The following is a 16818-nucleotide window of genomic DNA, read 5'->3' as shown; positions in this document are numbered from 1 at the left end:
CCGGCGGACCGGATCAGACGGTCCCCGAGGGACCGGCGGACCCGTCCCGACGGCCGGTGGCGGCGCTGCAGCCGCCTGGGGCGCGCTGGGCCCGTGCGGAGGCGTAGAGGCAGACCGCGGCGGCCGTGGCGAGGTTGAGGCTCTCGGCCTTGCCGTGGATCGGCACGCGAACGACGGCGTCGGCGAGTGCCCGGGTCTCCTCGGGGAGGCCCCACGCCTCGTTGCCGAAGATCCACGCGGTCGGCCCGGACATGGTCCCGGCGTCGAGCTCGTCGTCCAGGTCGTCCTCGCCGGCGCCGTCGGCGGCCAGGACGCGCACGCCCGCCGCCCCCAGCCCGCTGACGGCCTGCTCGACGGGGACGCCGACCGCGACGGGCAGATGGAAGAGCGAGCCGACCGAGGCCCGGACCGACTTGGGGTTGTAGAGGTCCACCGAGGCGTCGGTGAGCACGACCGCGTCGGCACCGGCCGCGTCCGCGCAGCGCAGCACCGTGCCGGCGTTCCCGGGGTCGCGCACGTGCGCCAGCACGGCCACGAGCCTCGGACGGGCGGCCAGGATGTCCTCGAACGGCGAGTCGAGGAAGCGGCAGACTCCGACGAGGCCCTGTGGCGTCACGGTCTGGGAGACCTCCGCGAGCACGGTGTCGGGTGCGAGGTGGATCCGGGCCCCGGTGGCGCGGGCCGCGTCGACGATGTCCGCGTAGCGCTCGGCGGCCTCGACGGTGGTGAAGAGTTCGACGAGCGTCGGGAGGCCGTCGCCGCCCCGGTGCGCGACCGCCTCACGCACGGCCTGCGGTCCCTCGGCGAGGAAGAGCCGCTCCTTGGAGCGGAAGTTCCGCTTGGCGAGCCGTCGCGCGGCGACGACCCGCGCAGACCGCGGGGAGATCAGCTCGGGGGTCCCCATGGGGGCTCTCACTTCCTTGTGGCGTTCCGCGGTGCGCGGTCGGCGGCGCGTTCGGTCCGGTGCAGGGCGGTGCCGTGCGGTGCGGCGCGTTCGGTCCGGTGCGAGGCGGTGCCGTGCGGTGCGGTGGTACGGAGCCCTCGCGTGCCCGTCCGGAACACACTCGGACCCGCAGACCGTCGGCCTGCGGGTCCGGGTTGTCGTCCGGTGGGACGCGACCGTCAGGCCGCGGCCTTCGGGGCGTTGACGTCGCTCGGGAGGGCCTTCTGGGCCACCTCGACGAGCGCGGCGAACGCGTTGGCGTCGTTGACCGCGAGCTCGGCCAGGATCTTGCGGTCCACCTCGACGTTGGCCGCCTTCAGACCCTGGATGAAGCGGTTGTAGGTGATGCCGTTCGCGCGGGCGGCGGCGTTGATGCGCTGGATCCACAGCTGGCGGAAGTCGCCCTTGCGCTTCTTGCGGTCGTTGTAGTTGTAGACGAGGGAGTGGGTGACCTGCTCCTTCGCCTTGCGGTACAGGCGGGAACGCTGACCGCGGTAACCGCTGGCCTGCTCGAGGATCGCCCGGCGCTTCTTGTGGGCGTTGACTGCCCGCTTGACGCGTGCCACTTTTTGACTCCTTGTAGCGGGGCCGTGGTTGTCCTCACACGGCCCGGAAACGAATTGGTCCCGGTCTTGCCCGGAAGCCCCCGGTCACCGAGGGCGCGAGGTCAATCAGATGCCCAGCATCTTCTTGATCTTGGCGGCGTCACCCGGGGCCATCTCGGCGTTGCCGGTGAGGCGACGCGTCAGCTTGGACGACTTGCGCTCGAGCAGGTGGCGCTTGCCGGCGCGCTCACGGAGCACCTTGCCGGAGCCGGTGATCTTGAAGCGCTTCTTGGCACCGCTGTGCGTCTTGTTCTTCGGCATCGCGCCGTTCTCTCCTCGTCAGTGGCGCTTTCGTCGCCGGTCGTAAACCGGCAGGCGAAAGCGTCAGATGTATCGGTTGATGTCCGGGACAGGCGCCCCGGAATCAGGCCTCGGCGGGCTCTTCGGGAGTGGCCGCGGTCTGGGCGGACCGGTCCCCCTGGCGCTCCGCCTTGCGGGCGGCCTGCGCCTCACGGGCCTCGGCCATCGCCTCGGTCTTCTTCTTGTGCGGACCGAGAACCATGATCATGTTGCGGCCGTCCTGCTTCGGGTTCGACTCCACGAAACCGAGGTCCTGGACGTCCTCCGCCAGTCGCTGCAGCAGCCGGTAGCCGAGCTCCGGCCGGGACTGCTCGCGACCACGGAACATGATCGTGATCTTGACCTTGTCGCCCTGCTTGAGGAACCGGACGACGTGACCCTTCTTGGTGTCGTAGTCGTGCGGGTCGATCTTCGGCCGGAGCTTCATCTCCTTGATGACCGTGTGCGCCTGGTTCTTGCGCGCCTCACGGGCCTTCATGGCCGACTCGTACTTGAACTTCCCGTAGTCCATGAGCTTGCAGACCGGCGGACGGGCGTTCGCCGCCACCTCGACGAGGTCGAGGTCGTACTCCTGCGCAAGCTCCAGGGCCTTGGCAAGCGGAACAATCCCGACCTGCTCGCCGCTGGGACCGACAAGTCGCACCTCGGGAACGCGAATCCGGTCGTTGATGCGGGGCTCGGCGCTGATGGATCCTCCTCGGTAGCACCACGCGGCGGTCTGGCGGACAGCCACGCAACGTCTGTTTCTGTACGGACCAACCGCGCCGGTGCAACAAAAACGCCCCGACGGGACACAGGCGGGGCTCCTCGGATACCGGAACACCGCCGCGTCAGCCGCGGGGCGCTGCTTCGGACGGCTCCATCGTCCGTACGGAACGATGGGCGCCGTCTGACCGGTGACCCGCCGCCCGCGAGGGTGGCCAGGTGGGAGATCGGAGCCTCCACTTGTGGGTCGGGCACACACGTGTCCGACCGGTCGTTGCTCAAGGTTAGCAGCTCCGGCCCGAAGGGGCGAACCGGAGGACGGCCAGGCCGCGCGGACCACGGGCGCGCGGGGCGGCGGACGCGCCGCCGGGCCGGCGGGGCCGGCTAGCCGTGGACCGGCCCGGTGTATTTCTCGCCCGGGCCCCGGCCCGGCTCGTCCGGGACGATCGATGCCTCACGGAAGGCCAGCTGGAGGGACTTCAGCCCGTCCCGCAGCGGTGCCGCGTGGAAGGAGCTGATCTCCGTGGCGCCCGCGTCGAGGAGGCCGGCCAGCGCGTGGACCAGCTTCCGGGCCTCGTCCAGGTCCTTGTGCTCGTCGCCGTCCTCGGTGAGTCCCAGCTTCACCGCGGCGGCGCTCATCAGGTTCACCGCGACCGTGACGATCACCTCGACCGCGGGGACCTCCGCGATGTCGCGGGTCATGGCGGCGAAGTCGGGAGCCTGCTCGCCCGCGGGCGGCTCGGGGGTGGGGGTCGCGTCACTCATGGAGCACACGATAGGCGGTGCCCTCAGGCCCTCACGTACAGGGGCGCTCCCGGCGGCACCGCCGACGCGGGCAGCAGCGCGAGGTCGAGTCCGCGCACCAGCCGGGCCCTGAGCGTCTCGTCGGCGGCCAGGGCGCGGGCGACGCGCTGTGCGGCCTCGGAAGGGGACGCGCCGGCCCCGTCGTCGAGGACGAGCGCGAGCGTGCCGTCGGCGTTGCCGGGGCCGAGATGGGCGCGCAGCACCGCCGGCTCGGCCGCCACCACGGCCCGTACCGCCCGGGCGACGGCCGGGTCGGCCAGCGGGTCGGTGCTGGTACGCCCCTCGGCCAGGGCGAGCAGCGCACGGCCGGTCAGCTCGTACGGCACCGGACCGGCGAGGTCCAGGACCACGGTGTCGGCCTTCTCGTGGGCGGCCGCCTGGAGGGCCTGGTGCAGGGGCACGGCGACGGGCCTGGCCTGCGGGTCCCACAGGGAGAGCGCGGCGGTCGACGTGAAGGCGGGCAGGGCGCGGCGGTTCCCCGCCGTCAGCGTGGGGACCGCCATGTCGCTGGTCTTCTCGCGCCTCAGCCCCGACTCGTCCTCCTCGACCTCCCCGAGCACGGCGACGACGGGGACGAGGAGCCGGGCGCCCTTGAGCGCCTCCAGCACGGGCCCCTCGGCCGTCCGGTCCCGGGCCCACGCGGCGAGCGCCGCCTCCAGGGCCGGATCGGCGGTGCCGTCGTCGTCGGAGAAGCCGGAGTCGGGGAGGTTCTTGAGCGCCACGCGACGAGCCTAGTTCGTCGGCGGTGGTACCCCGGACGGCGGGGAGGCGCACCGCGCGTACCGGCAGGGTTCAGGCGCGGCGACCGCCGCGCCACAGCACGACCGCCGCGGCCAGCAGCAGCGCGCCGAGGCCACCGGTGACCGGGGCCAGCCAGCCGCCGCCCGGCTCGGCCGAGGAGCCGTCCGGTCCCGTGCCGAAGTACTGCTTGCGGTGGCCCTGGACGGACGCGGTCTTCGGGTCGGTGCCACCGGGTACCTGCCCGCCGCCCTTCTCGATCGCGGCCGCCGGGTCGACGATGCCGTACCCCTTGGAGTCGTCGCGCCCGTTCTTCGGGCCGCCCCTGGCGGTGTCGGCGAGGAGACGCTTGATCTGGGCGGGAGTGAGGCGGGGGTGCGCGGCACGGACGAGCGCGACCGCGCCGGAGACGAAGGCGGACGCCGCGCTGGTGCCCCAGCCCTCGTAGTACTTGCGGTCGGGATCGGCGATGACGACGTCGACGCCCGGGGCGCTGACCGTGGCGTACCAGCGCCGGGTGGAGAAGGAGGCGTGGGTGCCGAAGCGGTCGACGGCGGCGACGGCGATGACCCCGGGGTACGCGGCGGGGTACGAGATGTGGTCGCCCTTCTCGCCCCCGTTGCCCGCCGAGGCGACGACGACCGCGCCCTTGGCGAGGGCGTACTGCACGGCGGCGTCCTCACCGGCGTCGGGGTGGGCGGACTCGCTGTCGTCGCCGAGGGAGAGGTTGATGACGTCGGCGCCGTTGTCGGCTGCCCAGCGGATTCCCCGGGCGAGGGCCGTGCCACGGGTGTTGCGCGCCTTGCTGCGGGCGGGGTCGGCACCTTCCAGGATCACCCGCACGGGCAGGATCCTGGCCTCGGGGGCGATTCCGAGCACTCCGTCCTCGCGGCCGGGACCGTGGCCGTGCCCGGCGATGATCCCGGCCATCGCGGTGCCGTGCCGGGCCCAGGCGCGGTCGCCCCGCTTCGCCCCGAACCCGATGAGGTCCTTCGTGGGAAGGACGCTGCCCTCCAGGTCCGGATGGCTGTCGTCGACCCCGGTGTCGAGCACCGCGACGGTGATGCCCGCGCCCTTGGTCGTCCGCCAGGCGTCCTCGGTGTGCAGGGCGTCCAGGGCCCACTGCCGGACCCGGATCCCGTCGGCCTGCGCGGGCGCGGCGGAGACGAGCGAGAACGCGACGGCCGTGGCCACCGTCCCCAGGAGCCGTCGGGTCGTGGCGCGGGTGCGGAGGCGTGCTGCCGTCATTCGGGGCGCTCCGGTGGGGTGGCGGACTCGCGCAGGGCGCGCTCGATGCGGTCCGCGATTCCCTTGGCCTCGTGGCCGAGGCCGGCCTGGGCGGGGGCGGACGCGTCGCCGGGGACCGTGGCCTCGGCGGCGGGCATGGGGTCGGCGACGGGGCGGCCGTCGGCGAACCCGGAGACGGCGAAGACGACGACGGGCGCGTCGGTGAGCACGACGACGGTCCAGCTGGCCCGCTGGCGGTCGCCGAAGCCCGCGGCGACGGTGCCGGGGACCGCGTATGCGCGGGGCAGCAGATCGGTGCGCTCGTCCAGCCCCTCCTCGGAGAACCGCTTGCGCAGGGCCGCCATGCCGTCCCGGTCCGCCTCGGTGACGACCATGCCGACGGTCGTGACGCTGGAGGCGGTGGCGTCGGTGTAGGTGGCGCGGAGGACGCGCAGGCAGCCGACCGGCTGGAGCGCCTTGAGCAGCAACGGGTCGAACGCGCCGGTGCACGGGCCGTCGGGCGCGACCGCGATCCGGGTCCACACGCGGTCGGCGCCGCCGGGCCCCGCGCCGTCGCCCTTGATCGTGCGCGGGAAGAGCGAGTCGACGGGGACGCTGTGCCAGAGCGTACGGGCGTCGGTGTAGAGGGGCTGGGAGGCGGGCGACGCGGCCGAGTCGTCCACGAGCCAGCTTCCGGTGACCGCACCGCCGATCAGCCCGAGCCCGAGTACGAGGCAGACGACGGCACCCACGGTCCTGGCGGGGTGCCGGTCCCGGACGGGCCGCAGCCGGGTGGTGATCTCGGTGGGCGTCTCGGGGACGGGGCTCGCGCTGGGCCCCGGAGGACCACCGGGCGAACTCCACGGCCAGGGGCTGCCCGGGGCACCCGCCGCCCCGCCGACCGCCGGGGCGGGTGACGGCGGGGAGGTGTACGGGGCGGTAGACGGCGGCGCGGAAGGAGCTGCGGCTGCCGGCGGCCCTCCGGGTCCGGTGGCCGTCACGGGTGCCGGGACTCCTGCCGGGGCCGGGGGCGTCCGCGGCGCAGAGGGCGCGAGGGGCCGGGCGGAGGGCGCCGGGGTCGTCTCGGCCGCGAGGGGCCCGGCGGAGGGTACCGGGGTCGTCTCGGCCGCGAGGGGCCCGGCGGAGGGTACCGGGGACGTCCCGGGCGCACCACCGGCATGCGGCGGCGCGAGGGGGCGCGGAGGTATCTCCTCCACGGCACGGGGCGCGGCAGCGTCCTGGCGGCCGGCGGGAGACGGGGGCACGGACGGCCGGGCGGGACGGCCCGCGGAAGCGCCCGGGACCGCCCCGCGGGGCGCCGGAGCGCTCGGGCCGTTCCCCGTGATCCGAGGTGCCGACGGCTGCGGCGGGCGGGGCGACGCCGACCCGGGAGCCGGGCCGGTCGGACCGGAGGGACCGGTTGAGCCGGTCGAACTGGTCGAGCTGGTCGAGCCCGTTCCGGACCCGTCCGGTTCGCCCCCGGCCCGGCCCGGATCGTTCGCGGCGCGGGCCGGATCGTTCGCAGCGCGGGCCGGGGACATCGAGACGGCGTGGCCCGTGGTGGCGGTCGTGCGGGATCGGGGCGCGGGGGCTGAGGGGGCGTCAGCGGGCGCGGTGCGCGGGCGGGGTGCCGGCGGGACGGAGCCGGCGCGGGGGTCCGGGACGGAGTCCTTGACCGGACGAAGCCGGATGGTCGTCTCGGCGGGTGCGGGGGCCGGGACCTGCGGGGCGCGGGACGGGCGGGCGGGGACACGCGGGCGCTGCGCCTCGGTGCTCATCCGCCCCCCCGTTTCCTGGTGCTCGTACCGCCGCCGGATCGCCTTTCGGGGCAGGCCCGTTCGTCGCCGCGCCCCTCACTCTACGGGCTGGCGCACGCCGGAAGGGAATGGGGACAGCGGCACCCGGGGGATCTGCGCAGAACGTCCCCCTACCCTCGGGTAGACCCGTCTGGCAAGCTCTGCGCATGACTCCCCGTGCCGCTCTCAGGACCCGGTACGACCGGGCCACCGCCCACCTCGACGCGCCCCTCGCCATCGTGGACCTGGAGGCGTTCGACGCCAACGCGGCGGATCTGGTCGGGCGCGCGGGCGGGAAGCCGGTCCGGGTGGCCAGCAAGTCCGTGCGGTGCCGGGCGCTGCTCGAGCGGGTGCTGGCGAAGGACGGCTTCTCGGGGATCATGTCCTACACGCTGGAGGAGTCGATCTGGCTGGCCCGGGCGGGTTTCGGCGACGTGCTCCTCGCCTACCCGTCCGCCGACCGCGCCGGTTTCGCCGAACTGGCCGGTGACGCCAAGCTCGCGGGCGTCGTGACGGTCATGGTCGACGACCCCGCGCAGCTGGACCTGGTCGACCGCGCCCGGGACGGCGGCACCGAGGAGATCCGGATCTGTCTGGAACTGGACACCTCTCTGCGTCTGCTGGGCGGCCGGATCCGTTTCGGTGCGCGGCGCTCGCCGCTGCGCGCCCCCGAGGACCTGGCCGAGCTGGCCCGCGCGATCGTCGCCCGCCCCGGGTTCCGGCTGGTGGGGCTGATGGCGTACGAGGGTCACGTCGCGGGAGTCGGTGACGCGGTCGCGGGCAGTCCGCTGCGCTCGCGGATGGTCAGGCTGATGCAGTCCGCGGCCCGGCGCGAGCTGGCGCGGCGGCGGGCGGACGTGGTGCGTGCGGTGCGCTCGGTGGCCCCGGACCTGGAGTTCGTGAACGGCGGCGGCACCGGCAGTGTGCAGCACACGGCGGCGGAGGACGCGGTCACGGAGATCGCCGCGGGCTCCGGCCTGTACCTGCCGAGGCTCTTCGACGACTACACGTCGTTCAGCGGGCGGCCCGCGGCGTTGTTCGCGCAGCCCGTCGTGCGCCGCCCGGGCGTCGGCGTGGTGACGGTGCTCGGCGGCGGCTACCCGGCTTCGGGCGCCGCCGGGCGGGACCGGCTGCCGGTGCCGTACCTGCCGGAAGGGCTCCGCTACGACCCGATGGAGGGGGCGGGCGAGGTGCAGACGCCGCTGCTGGGCCCGCCGGCGGACGATCTCCTCATCGGCGACAAGGTGTGGTTCCGGCACGCGAAGGCCGGGGAGCTGTGCGAGCGCTTCGCCTCGCTGCACCTGGTCGAGGGGGAGCGGGTGACGGCCACCGTGCCGACGTACCGGGGCGAGGGCCGTACGTTCCTCTGAGTCGTCGGGCGGAAGGGCCCGGGTGCCTCGATGACCCGGACGGCCGCGACCCGGCGGTGCCCGGGGGCCCGGCGGTGCCCGGGGGCCCGGCGGTGCCCGGGGGCCCGGCGTTCACGGCTCGACCGTGGAGCCGACTCCCCCGCTGACGTCCGTCAGCGGCCGGATGCCCTTGATGATCCGGTCCATGTCGGCGAGTGGCGGGGCGTAGGGCCCCGCGTCGAAGGCGAAGCGGACGATGATCAGCGATTCGGAGCCGACGGCGGAGGGGAAGACGAGGGACTGGACGTAGCCGCCCGGGCCGGCGCCCGTCGTCACCCGCCAGCGCACCACGTGGCCGGTGCGCCCGGCGACCGTGACGGGAGCGGACTTCACCAACTCGTGCCCCTTGATGCCACCGTGGATACGGTTGCCGACGCGGTCGTTGTCGTACGCCCAGTCCGCGGCGATGCCGACGTCCTGGCCGGCCAGTTTCTCGGGCGACTTCACGTTGGTGACCGTGGCAGTGCGGGAGGACACCGTGCCGTGGCGGCAGAACTCGGCGGAGTCACCGGGGCACTTGTAGGAGCCGGCGGTCACCATGGTCGGCACCGGATCGACGCCGGAGCTCGACTTCTGCCAGCCGTCGAGCAGCGGCAGGGAGATGCCGTTGAGCTGGTCGACGAGGACGTCCGGGTCGCCGGCGGCCGACGGGCCCGGCTCCGGGACGTTCCCCGTCGCGGAGGGCTGCGCCGAGGGGGCGGCCGGCGCGGACTGCGGGGCCGTTCGTTCGTCGTCCTCGCCGAGGAGGACGACGCCGGTGGCGATCGCGGCCACGAGGACCGCGCCGGCGGTGACGAGCGCGACGATCGCCCCCTTGCCGATGCCGCCGTGCCCGGCCGCGCCGGCGAGCGGCACGGGCGCGGTGACGGCCGGTGCGGCGGCCGGCGGCTGCGGGGCGCCGGCGGTGCGGGTGTGCCCGGTCCAGGCACGGCCGTCCCACCAGCGTTCGTGGGTCGGCGTGCCGGGGTCCGGGTACCAGCCCGGGGGTCCCCCCAGGCCGCCAGGCGTGGGGGGAGGGGTCGTCATGCTCATCCGGCCACCCTATGAGGGGTCGGGCACGCCCCTACACAGGGGTGACGTACGCGCCCGAGATGCCGCCGTCGACGAGGAAGTCGGTGGCGTTGACGAAGGAGGAGTCGTCGCTGGCGAGGAACGCCACGGCCGCGGCGATCTCCTCCGCGTCGGCGAACCGGCCGACGGGGATGTGCACCAGCCGGCGCGCCGCCCGCTCCGGGTCCTTGGCGAACAGCTCCTGCAGCAGCGGGGTGTTGACCGGTCCCGGGCACAGGGCGTTGACCCTGATGCCCTCGCGGGCGAACTGCACGCCCAGCTCGCGGGACATGGCGAGGACCCCGCCCTTGCTCGCGGTGTACGAGATCTGGGAGGTCGCCGCGCCCATCCGGGCCACGAACGACGCGGTGTTGATGATGGAGCCCCGGCCCTGGCGCTGCATATAGGGGATGGCCGCCTTGCAGCACAGGTACACGGAGGTCAGATTGACCTCCTGGACCCGCTTCCAGGCGTCCAGTCCCGTCTCCAGGATGGAGTCGTCGTCGGGTGGCGAGATGCCGGCGTTGTTGAAGGCGATGTCGACGCTGCCGTAGGTGTCGAAGGCGGTCCGGAACAGCGCCTCGACCTGTTCGGCGTCGGTCACGTCCACCTTCACGAAGGTCCCGCCTACCTCCTCGGCGGCGGTCTTGCCCGCGGTCTCGTCGATGTCGCCGCAGACGACGTGGGCTCCTTCGGAGGCGAGACGGCGCGCGGCGGCCAGGCCGATGCCGCTGCCGGCGCCGGTGATGACGGCGGTGCGGCCGACGAGCCGGCGGCAGACGGGGGTGTCGCTGTGGGCAGTGGTCATGGGATCTCAGGCCTCCGTGCTGATGAAGACGTTCTTGGTCTCGGTGAATGCGGTGAGGGCGTCGGGACCGAGTTCGCGGCCGACGCCGGACTGCCCGTAACCGCCGAACGGGGTCCAGTAGCGGACGCTGGAATGGGAGTTGACGGACAGATTGCCCGCGGCGACCGCCCCGGAGACCCTCAGCGCCCGGCCGACGTCACGCGTCCAGATGGACCCGGAGAGCCCGTACTCGGTGGCGTTGGCGAGGCGTACGGCGTCGTCCTCGTCGTCGAAGGGCAGCACGACGGCGACGGGGCCGAAGACCTCCTCGGTGGCGACGGGCGCCTCGGGGGCGACACCGGTGACGAGCGTCGGCGGGAACCAGAAGCCCGGGCCGTCGGGGGCGCTGCCCCGGACCGTCGCGAGGTCGTCGGTGACGTACGCCCGTACGCGGTCGAGCTGGGCGCGCGAGATGAGCGGGCCCATCTGCGTGGCCTCGTCCGCGGGGTCGCCGACGACGACCGACTTCAGCGCCGGGGCGAGGCGGTCGAGGAAGGCGTCGTACACCGGGCGCTGCACGAGGATGCGGGTGCGCGCGCAGCAGTCCTGGCCGCTGTTGTCGAGGAAGGCCATCGGTGCCGCGGCCGCCGCCGCCTCGATGTCGGCGTCGGCGAAGACGATGTTGGGGCTCTTGCCGCCGAGTTCGAGGGTCACCCGCTTCACACGCTCGGCGCAGAGCGCCATGATCTGCTTGCCCACCCGGGTGGAGCCGGTGAAGACGATCTTGGCGACGCCGGGGTGGCGCACCAGCGCGTCGCCCGCGACGGCGCCGTGACCGGGCAGCACCTGGAAGAGGTGCTCGGGAAGGCCCGCCTCCAGGGCTAGTTCGGCAAGGCGCAGCGCGGTCAGCGGGGTCGTCTCGGCGGGTTTGAGGACGACGGCGTTGCCGGCGGCGAGCGCGGGGGCGGTGCCCCAGGCGGCGATCGGCATGGGGAAGTTCCAGGGTGCGATGACGCCCACGACCCCGAGCGGTTCGAGGAGGGTCAGGTCGATGCCCCCGGGCACGGGGATCTGGCGGCCGGTGAGCCGCTCCACCCCGCCGGCGGAGTAGTCGAGCAGATCGCGGACGTTGCCGGCCTCCCAGCGGGCGTTGCCGAGCGTGTGCCCGGCCTCGCGCACCTCGAGCAGGGCGAGTTCCTCGATATGGTGGTCGACGACGGCGGCGAAACGGCGCAGCAGCCTGGCCCGGTCGGCGGGGGCCGCGGCAGCCCAGGCGCGCTGGGCGCGCGCCGCCCGGCCCACCGCGGCGTCGACGTCGGCGGCGTTCGCACCGGGGACGGTGGCGACGACCTCCTCGGTGGCCGGGTTGAGCACGTCGAGTGCGTACGGTTGCGACAAGTGGTGCCTCACATGCGTTCGAAGGAGCGGCGGAGCTCCCAGTCGGTCACCGCGGCGTCGAAGGCTTCGAGCTCGACCCGGGCCATGTTGCTGTAGTGGGCGACGACCTCGTCCCCGAAGGCGGCCTTGGCGATGGGACTGTTCTCCCAGAGCTCGGCGGCCTCGCGGAGGCTGGTCGGCACGTGCTCGTAGTCGGCGCCGTAGGCGTTGCCGGTGCAGACCTCGGGGAGTTCCAGCTTCTGTTCGATCCCGTACAGGCCGGCCGCGACCAGGGCGGCGACGGCGAGGTGGGGGTTGACGTCGCCGCCGGGCAGCCGGTTCTCGAAGCGCATCGAGCGTCCGTGGCCGACGACGCGCAGCGCACAGGTCCGGTTGTCGTTGCCCCAGGCGACGGCGGTCGGGGCGAAGGAGCCCGGCTGGAACCGCTTGTACGAGTTGACGTTCGGCGCGTACAGCAGGGAGAAGTCGCGCAGGGCGGCCAGCTGCCCGGCGAGGAAGTGCCGCATGACCGGCGACATTCCGTACGGTCCGTCGCCCGCCATGGCGTTGCGGCCGTCGGCGTCCGCGAGGGAGAGGTGGATGTGGCAGGAGTTGCCCTCGCGCTCGTTGTACTTCGCCATGAAGGTGATCGAGACGCCTTCCTGGGCGGCGATCTCCTTGGTCCCGGTCTTGTAGATCGCGTGCTGGTCGCAGGTGACGAGGGCTTCGTCGTAGCGGAACACGATCTCGTGCTGGCCCGGGTTGCACTCGCCCTTGGCGGACTCGACGGTCAGGCCGGCGGCGGCCATCTCGTTGCGGATCCGGCGCAGCAGCGGCTCGATGCGGCCGGTGCCGAGGACCGAGTAGTCGATGTTGTACTGGTTGGCCGGGGTGAGGCCCTGGTAGCCGCGGTCCCAGGCCTGCTCGTAGGTGTCCTTGAAGACGATGAACTCCAGCTCGGTGCCGACCTGGGCGGTCCAGCCGTGTTCGGCCAGGCGCTCCAGCTGGCGGCGCAGGATCTGGCGGGGTGCGGCGACGACCGGGGTTCCGTCGTTCCACGCCAGGTCGGCGATGAGCATGGCCGTGCCCTCGTTCCACGGGACACGGCGCAGTGTGGCCGGATCGGGGTGCATGGCGAAGTCGCCGTAGCCCCGCTCCCACGAGGACATGGCGTAGCCGTCCACGGTGTTCATCTCGGTGTCGACGGCGAGCAGGTAGTTGCAGCCCTCCGTACCGTGTTCCAGGACCTCGTCGAGGAAGAACCGGGCGGCGAACCGCTTGCCCTGGAGCCTGCCCTGCATGTCGGGAAAGGCCAGGACTACGGTGTCGATCTCACCGCTCGCGACGAGGGCTCTCAGCTCCTCGACGCTCAGCGGGGGTGTGCGGTCTGCCACGGGATAGCGCCTCCTAAGGTCAGCCGGGAGCCATAAGGTATTGCCGAAGACCATTGCTTGGGAAGGGGAAACCGCGACGTGGTCGAGAAGAGCGAGTCCGGGGACCGGCTCACGTCCGTGCTGCGGCCGGTGCGCGGGGGCAACGGCTTCGAGGAGGCCCTCGAACAGATCCTGCAGGTCGTACGGCTGGGACTGGTGCCCGGCGGCGAACGGCTGCCCGCCGAGCGCGAACTTGCCGAGCGCATGGGCATCAGCCGGGTCACGCTGCGCGAGGTGCTCAAGGTCCTCCAGGAGGAGGGCCTGGTGGAGAGCCGGCGCGGTCGCTATGGAGGAACGTTCGTCCGGCACCGCCCGCGCACCGAGGGCGAGGGCGAGCTGCGCCGCCGGATCGCGGCCGTGGACGTCGAGGACACGCTGCGCTTCCGCGAGGTCCTGGAGGTCGGCGCGGCGGGGCTGTGCGCGGCGCACGGACTCTCCGAGGAGGGCGCCGGGCGGCTGCGCACGGCGCTGACGGCGACGCACGACGCACCCCTGGACGACTACCGGCGGTGCGACACGCTCCTCCACCTCACGCTCGCCGAGCTGTCCGGCTCACCCACGCTGACCAAGCAGTACGCGGCCGTCCGGGCGGCCGTGAACGATCTGCTCGACTGCATCCCGCTGCTCGTGCGCAATCTGGAGCACTCCCAGCAGCAGCACGTCGCGCTGGTCGAGGCGGTACTGGAGGGCGACGCGGACGCGGCGCGCGAGGTGATGCGGGAGCACTGCGAGGGCACGGCGGCGCTGCTGCGCGGCTTCCTCGCGTGAGGCACGCCGCACGGCCTCCCCGTAGGGGCTCCGCCGGAGGCAGTCCCGTGCGCGAGCAGCACCGCGCGGCTCACCGGCAAGGGACGCGGCAGGGCCCGGTACGGACCCCGGGGACGGCCTCCCCGGCACCCTCCGGACGGGCCGCGCCAGGGCCGGGGGCACCCCCCGCCCGGCACGGTCGGCGCGGGGCGGCGGCAGGCGGGCGAGGCCCGGCCGGCATGCCGTCGGCGGCGGGCGGGAAGAGGCGCGGACACGCTCCGGGTACGCCGCCGCGCGCCGCCGGGAACGGGACGGCGTAATCCGAAAGTAACGCAGGGGTCTTGCGTTTCCCCCACCGCCACCGCAAAGGTATGGCTCCATTCCATTGGGCCCGACGCGGGAGCTCTGCCATGACGCTCGAAGACACCGACACCACCGGGAGCGGCAACACCCCACCGGACAACTACCTCGAACGCCGGACCCTGCGCCGCGGCAGCGCGGGCTGGCTGCTGCTCACCGGCCTCGGCGTCGCCTACGTCGTCTCCGGCGACTTCTCCGGCTGGAACATCGGCCTGTCCAAGGGTGGCTTCGGCGGACTCGCCGCCGCCACCGTGCTGATGGGCCTGATGTACGCCTGCCTCGTCTTCGCGCTCGCCGAGCTGTCGGCCATCCTGCCGACCGCGGGCGGCGGCTACGGGTTCGCGCGCCGGGCACTCGGCACCTGGGGCGGGTTCCTCACCGGTACGGCCATCCTCATCGAGTACATCCTGGCGCCTGCCGCCATCTCGATCTTCATCGGCGACTACGTCGAGTCACTCGGGCTCTTCGGGCTGGAGTCCGGCTGGCCCGTCTACCTCGCCTGCTTCGCCGTCTTCATCGGCATACACCTGTGGGGCGTGGGCGAGGCGCTGCGCTTCAGTCTGATCGTCACCGTCATCGCCGTCGCCGCGCTGCTGATCTTCGCCGCGGGGGCGTTCACCGACTTCCAGGTGAGCGGACTCGACGACATCCCGGTCGACGACGACGCGGTGGGCTCCAGCTCCTGGCTGCCGTTCGGACTGCTCGGCATCTGGGCCGCGTTCCCCTTCGGCATGTGGTTCTTCCTCGGCGTGGAAGGCGTACCGCTCGCCGCGGAGGAGGCCAAGGACCCGGTCCGGTCCATGCCGAAGGCACTCGCGCTCTCGATGTCGATCCTGGTGCTGCTGGCGCTGATCACCTTCTTCGCCGCCACCGGTGCCCGCGGCTCGGCCGCGATCCAGGAGGCGGGCAACCCGCTGGTGGTGGCACTGCAGGGCGACGGCGACCCGACCGCGCTGAGCCGCTTCGTCAACTACGCCGGACTCGCCGGCCTGGTCGCCTCGTTCTTCTCCCTGATCTACGCCGGGTCGCGCCAGCTGTTCGCCCTGTCCCGGGCGGGCTACCTGCCCCGCTTCCTGTCGCTGACCAGCCGCCGCAAGTCGCCGTACCTGGGCCTGCTGATCCCCGGCGCGATCGGCTTCGCGCTGGCCGCCGGCACCGGGGACGGGGCGCGGATGCTGAACATCGCCGTCTTCGGCGCGACGATCAGCTACGCCCTGATGGCGCTGTCCCACATCGTGCTGCGGCGGCGCGAGCCGGAGCTGCCGCGTCCGTACCGCACCCCCGGCGGTGTGGTGACCTCGTCCGTCGCCTTCGTCCTCGCGCTGTCCGCGCTGGTGGCGACCTTCCTGGTGGACAAGGACGCGGCGTTCATCGCACTCGCCGTGTACGGCGTCGCCCTCGCCTACTTCGCCTTCTACAGTCGGAAGCGTCTGGTGGCCCGTGCCCCGGAGGAGGAGTTCGCGGCGCTCGCCGCGGCCGAGGCGGAACTGGTCCGCGACTGACGCGCCGGCGTTCCGCGGTGCGGCCGCCCGCCGATCCGGGCGCCGCACCGCGGACGCCGCACCATGGATCCCGGGGGCCGTGCACCCCGGTAACGGCGGCCGTGCTCCCGCGTCAGGGGGCCGGCCTCGTGTCCGCGCCCCGGGCGGGCCCGACCTCGGTGGCCGCACACCCCGGGGCCGGGCGTCCGACACCGTGGCCATGGGGGCCGCGGTCCCGTGTCAGGGACTTCTGGACCAGGACGTCCACACACCACCGGACAACCGAACCACCGCATCACGACCGGAGGACCCGCGACCGTGACCCAGCCGCTCATCGGCGTCAGCACCTACCTGGAGGACGCCTCCTGGGGCGTGTGGCGCCTGCCCGCCGCACTGCTGCCCGTCGGCTATCCGCGCCTCGTCCAGTCGGCCGGGGGCATCGCCGCGATGCTGCCGCCGGACGAGCCCGGCCGGGCCGCCGCGACCGTGGCCCGGCTCGACGGGCTGGTCGTCGCGGGCGGGCCCGATGTCGAGCCCGTCCGGTACGGGGCCGAACCCCATCCCCGCACCGGACCTCCGGCCCGGGAGCGGGACGCCTGGGAACTGGCCCTGATCCGGGCGGCGATCGACACCGGCACCCCGCTGCTCGGGATCTGCCGGGGGATGCAACTGCTGAACGTCGCCCTCGGCGGCACGCTCGTCCAGCACCTCGACGGGCACGTGGAGGCCGTCGGCGTCTTCGGCCGGCACGCCGTGACACCGGTCGCCGGTACGCGGTACGCCTCGCTGGTGGCGGAGGAGTCGCCGGTTCCGACGTACCACCACCAGTCCGTGGACCGCCTCGGCGACGGCCTCGTCGTCTCGGCGCACGCGCACGACGGAACCGTGGAGGCCGTAGAGCTCCCGGACCCGGCCTGGGTCCTCGGGGTGCAGTGGCACCCGGAGATGGCCGACGACACCCGCGTCATGGCGGGCCTCGTCCGCGCCGCCTCCTGACCGCTCCCGACGGGAGCCTCCCCAGCGCACCGCACCCGACGGCGAACGCTCCCGGCCCGC

Annotated in this window: 16 protein-coding genes; 4 read left to right on the top strand and 12 right to left on the bottom strand. The window is 73.6% G+C overall.

The window, feature by feature from the left end:
• Positions 1-13: 13 nt before the first annotated feature.
• From O7595_RS27835 to O7595_RS27800, 8 genes are all read right to left on the bottom strand, one after another.
• Positions 14-904 (bottom strand): TrmH family RNA methyltransferase, encoded by an 891-nt coding sequence (locus tag O7595_RS27835; RefSeq protein ID WP_269731342.1) that lies wholly within the window; start codon positions 902-904, stop codon positions 14-16.
• Positions 905-1122: 218 nt separating this feature from the next.
• Positions 1123-1509: a 50S ribosomal protein L20 gene (gene rplT, locus O7595_RS27830; protein ID WP_017945472.1), complete on the bottom strand. Its 387-nt coding sequence runs from the start codon at positions 1507-1509 to the stop codon at positions 1123-1125.
• A 105-nt stretch (positions 1510-1614) separates the two neighbouring features.
• Positions 1615-1809 (bottom strand): 50S ribosomal protein L35, encoded by a 195-nt coding sequence (gene rpmI, locus O7595_RS27825; RefSeq protein ID WP_017945471.1) that lies wholly within the window; start codon positions 1807-1809, stop codon positions 1615-1617.
• A 103-nt stretch (positions 1810-1912) separates the two neighbouring features.
• On the bottom strand, positions 1913-2581 hold the full coding sequence (gene infC / locus O7595_RS27820; protein WP_269731341.1) for a translation initiation factor IF-3: 669 nt from the start codon (positions 2579-2581) through the stop codon (positions 1913-1915).
• 356 nt (positions 2582-2937) lie between these two features.
• On the bottom strand, positions 2938-3318 hold the full coding sequence (locus tag O7595_RS27815) for a DUF1844 domain-containing protein (protein ID WP_269731340.1): 381 nt from the start codon (positions 3316-3318) through the stop codon (positions 2938-2940).
• Positions 3319-3341: 23 nt separating this feature from the next.
• Positions 3342-4079, bottom strand: a complete 738-nt coding sequence (locus O7595_RS27810; RefSeq protein WP_269731339.1) for an SseB family protein — start codon at positions 4077-4079, stop codon at positions 3342-3344.
• Positions 4080-4149: 70 nt separating this feature from the next.
• Complete coding sequence (gene mycP / locus O7595_RS27805) at positions 4150-5343, bottom strand: type VII secretion-associated serine protease mycosin (RefSeq protein WP_269731338.1); 1194 nt, start codon at positions 5341-5343, stop codon at positions 4150-4152.
• A complete protein-coding gene (locus O7595_RS27800; protein ID WP_269732652.1) occupies positions 5340-6122 on the bottom strand; it encodes a hypothetical protein in 783 nt (260 codons plus the stop codon). Before O7595_RS27800 ends, mycP begins: the two co-directional genes overlap by 4 nt.
• Positions 6123-7285: 1163 nt before the next feature.
• Between O7595_RS27800 and O7595_RS27795 the strand changes: the two genes are divergently transcribed.
• Positions 7286-8488 carry an amino acid deaminase/aldolase gene (locus tag O7595_RS27795; protein ID WP_269731337.1) on the top strand — a complete coding sequence of 401 codons (1203 nt, stop codon included), beginning with the start codon at positions 7286-7288 and terminating at the stop codon, positions 8486-8488.
• 111 nt (positions 8489-8599) lie between these two features.
• On the opposite strand, the gene O7595_RS27790 is transcribed toward O7595_RS27795, so the two are convergent.
• Genes O7595_RS27790 through O7595_RS27775 form a run of 4 tightly spaced genes read right to left on the bottom strand, consistent with a single transcriptional unit; the run spans position 8600 to position 13135 of the window.
• Positions 8600-9559, bottom strand: coding sequence for a DUF2510 domain-containing protein (locus O7595_RS27790; protein WP_269731336.1), 960 nt, complete (start codon positions 9557-9559; stop codon positions 8600-8602).
• Positions 9560-9590: 31 nt separating this feature from the next.
• Positions 9591-10385: a 3-oxoacyl-ACP reductase gene (locus O7595_RS27785; protein WP_269731335.1), complete on the bottom strand. Its 795-nt coding sequence runs from the start codon at positions 10383-10385 to the stop codon at positions 9591-9593.
• Between the two features lie 6 nt (positions 10386-10391).
• The gene (locus O7595_RS27780; protein ID WP_269731334.1) at positions 10392-11762 is read right to left on the bottom strand and encodes an aldehyde dehydrogenase family protein; all 1371 of its coding nucleotides are present in this window, start codon (positions 11760-11762) and stop codon (positions 10392-10394) included.
• A gap of 8 nt (positions 11763-11770) precedes the next feature.
• Entirely contained in the window at positions 11771-13135 is a 1365-nt protein-coding gene (locus tag O7595_RS27775) for a glutamine synthetase family protein (RefSeq protein ID WP_269731333.1), read from the bottom strand.
• A gap of 78 nt (positions 13136-13213) precedes the next feature.
• Between O7595_RS27775 and O7595_RS27770 the strand changes: the two genes are divergently transcribed.
• From O7595_RS27770 to O7595_RS27760, 3 genes are all read left to right on the top strand, one after another.
• The gene (locus tag O7595_RS27770; protein WP_269731332.1) at positions 13214-13942 is read left to right on the top strand and encodes a FadR/GntR family transcriptional regulator; all 729 of its coding nucleotides are present in this window, start codon (positions 13214-13216) and stop codon (positions 13940-13942) included.
• A gap of 389 nt (positions 13943-14331) precedes the next feature.
• On the top strand, positions 14332-15783 hold the full coding sequence (gene eat / locus O7595_RS27765) for an ethanolamine permease (protein WP_269731331.1): 1452 nt from the start codon (positions 14332-14334) through the stop codon (positions 15781-15783).
• A 297-nt stretch (positions 15784-16080) separates the two neighbouring features.
• The gene (locus O7595_RS27760; protein WP_269731330.1) at positions 16081-16758 is read left to right on the top strand and encodes a gamma-glutamyl-gamma-aminobutyrate hydrolase family protein; all 678 of its coding nucleotides are present in this window, start codon (positions 16081-16083) and stop codon (positions 16756-16758) included.
• Positions 16759-16818: the final 60 nt, after the last annotated feature.

The organism is Streptomyces sp. WMMC940 (genome assembly GCF_027460265.1).
Classification (GTDB): domain Bacteria; phylum Actinomycetota; class Actinomycetes; order Streptomycetales; family Streptomycetaceae; genus Streptomyces.
This window is presented reverse-complemented; position numbering and strand designations above follow the sequence as displayed.

Excerpts from the sequence above, each read along its gene's own strand:
- O7595_RS27835 (WP_269731342.1), bottom strand. The coding sequence starts at position 904 with ATGGGGACCCCCGAGCTGATCTCCCCGCGGTCTGCGCGGGTCGTCGCC.
- rpmI (WP_017945471.1), bottom strand. The coding sequence starts at position 1,809 with ATGCCGAAGAACAAGACGCACAGCGGTGCCAAGAAGCGCTTCAAGATC.
- O7595_RS27815 (WP_269731340.1), bottom strand. The coding sequence starts at position 3,318 with ATGAGTGACGCGACCCCCACCCCCGAGCCGCCCGCGGGCGAGCAGGCT.
- mycP (WP_269731338.1), bottom strand. The coding sequence starts at position 5,343 with ATGACGGCAGCACGCCTCCGCACCCGCGCCACGACCCGACGGCTCCTG.
- O7595_RS27795 (WP_269731337.1), top strand. The coding sequence starts at position 7,286 with ATGACTCCCCGTGCCGCTCTCAGGACCCGGTACGACCGGGCCACCGCC.
- O7595_RS27790 (WP_269731336.1), bottom strand. The coding sequence starts at position 9,559 with ATGAGCATGACGACCCCTCCCCCCACGCCTGGCGGCCTGGGGGGACCC.
- O7595_RS27785 (WP_269731335.1), bottom strand. The coding sequence starts at position 10,385 with ATGACCACTGCCCACAGCGACACCCCCGTCTGCCGCCGGCTCGTCGGC.
- eat (WP_269731331.1), top strand. The coding sequence starts at position 14,332 with ATGACGCTCGAAGACACCGACACCACCGGGAGCGGCAACACCCCACCG.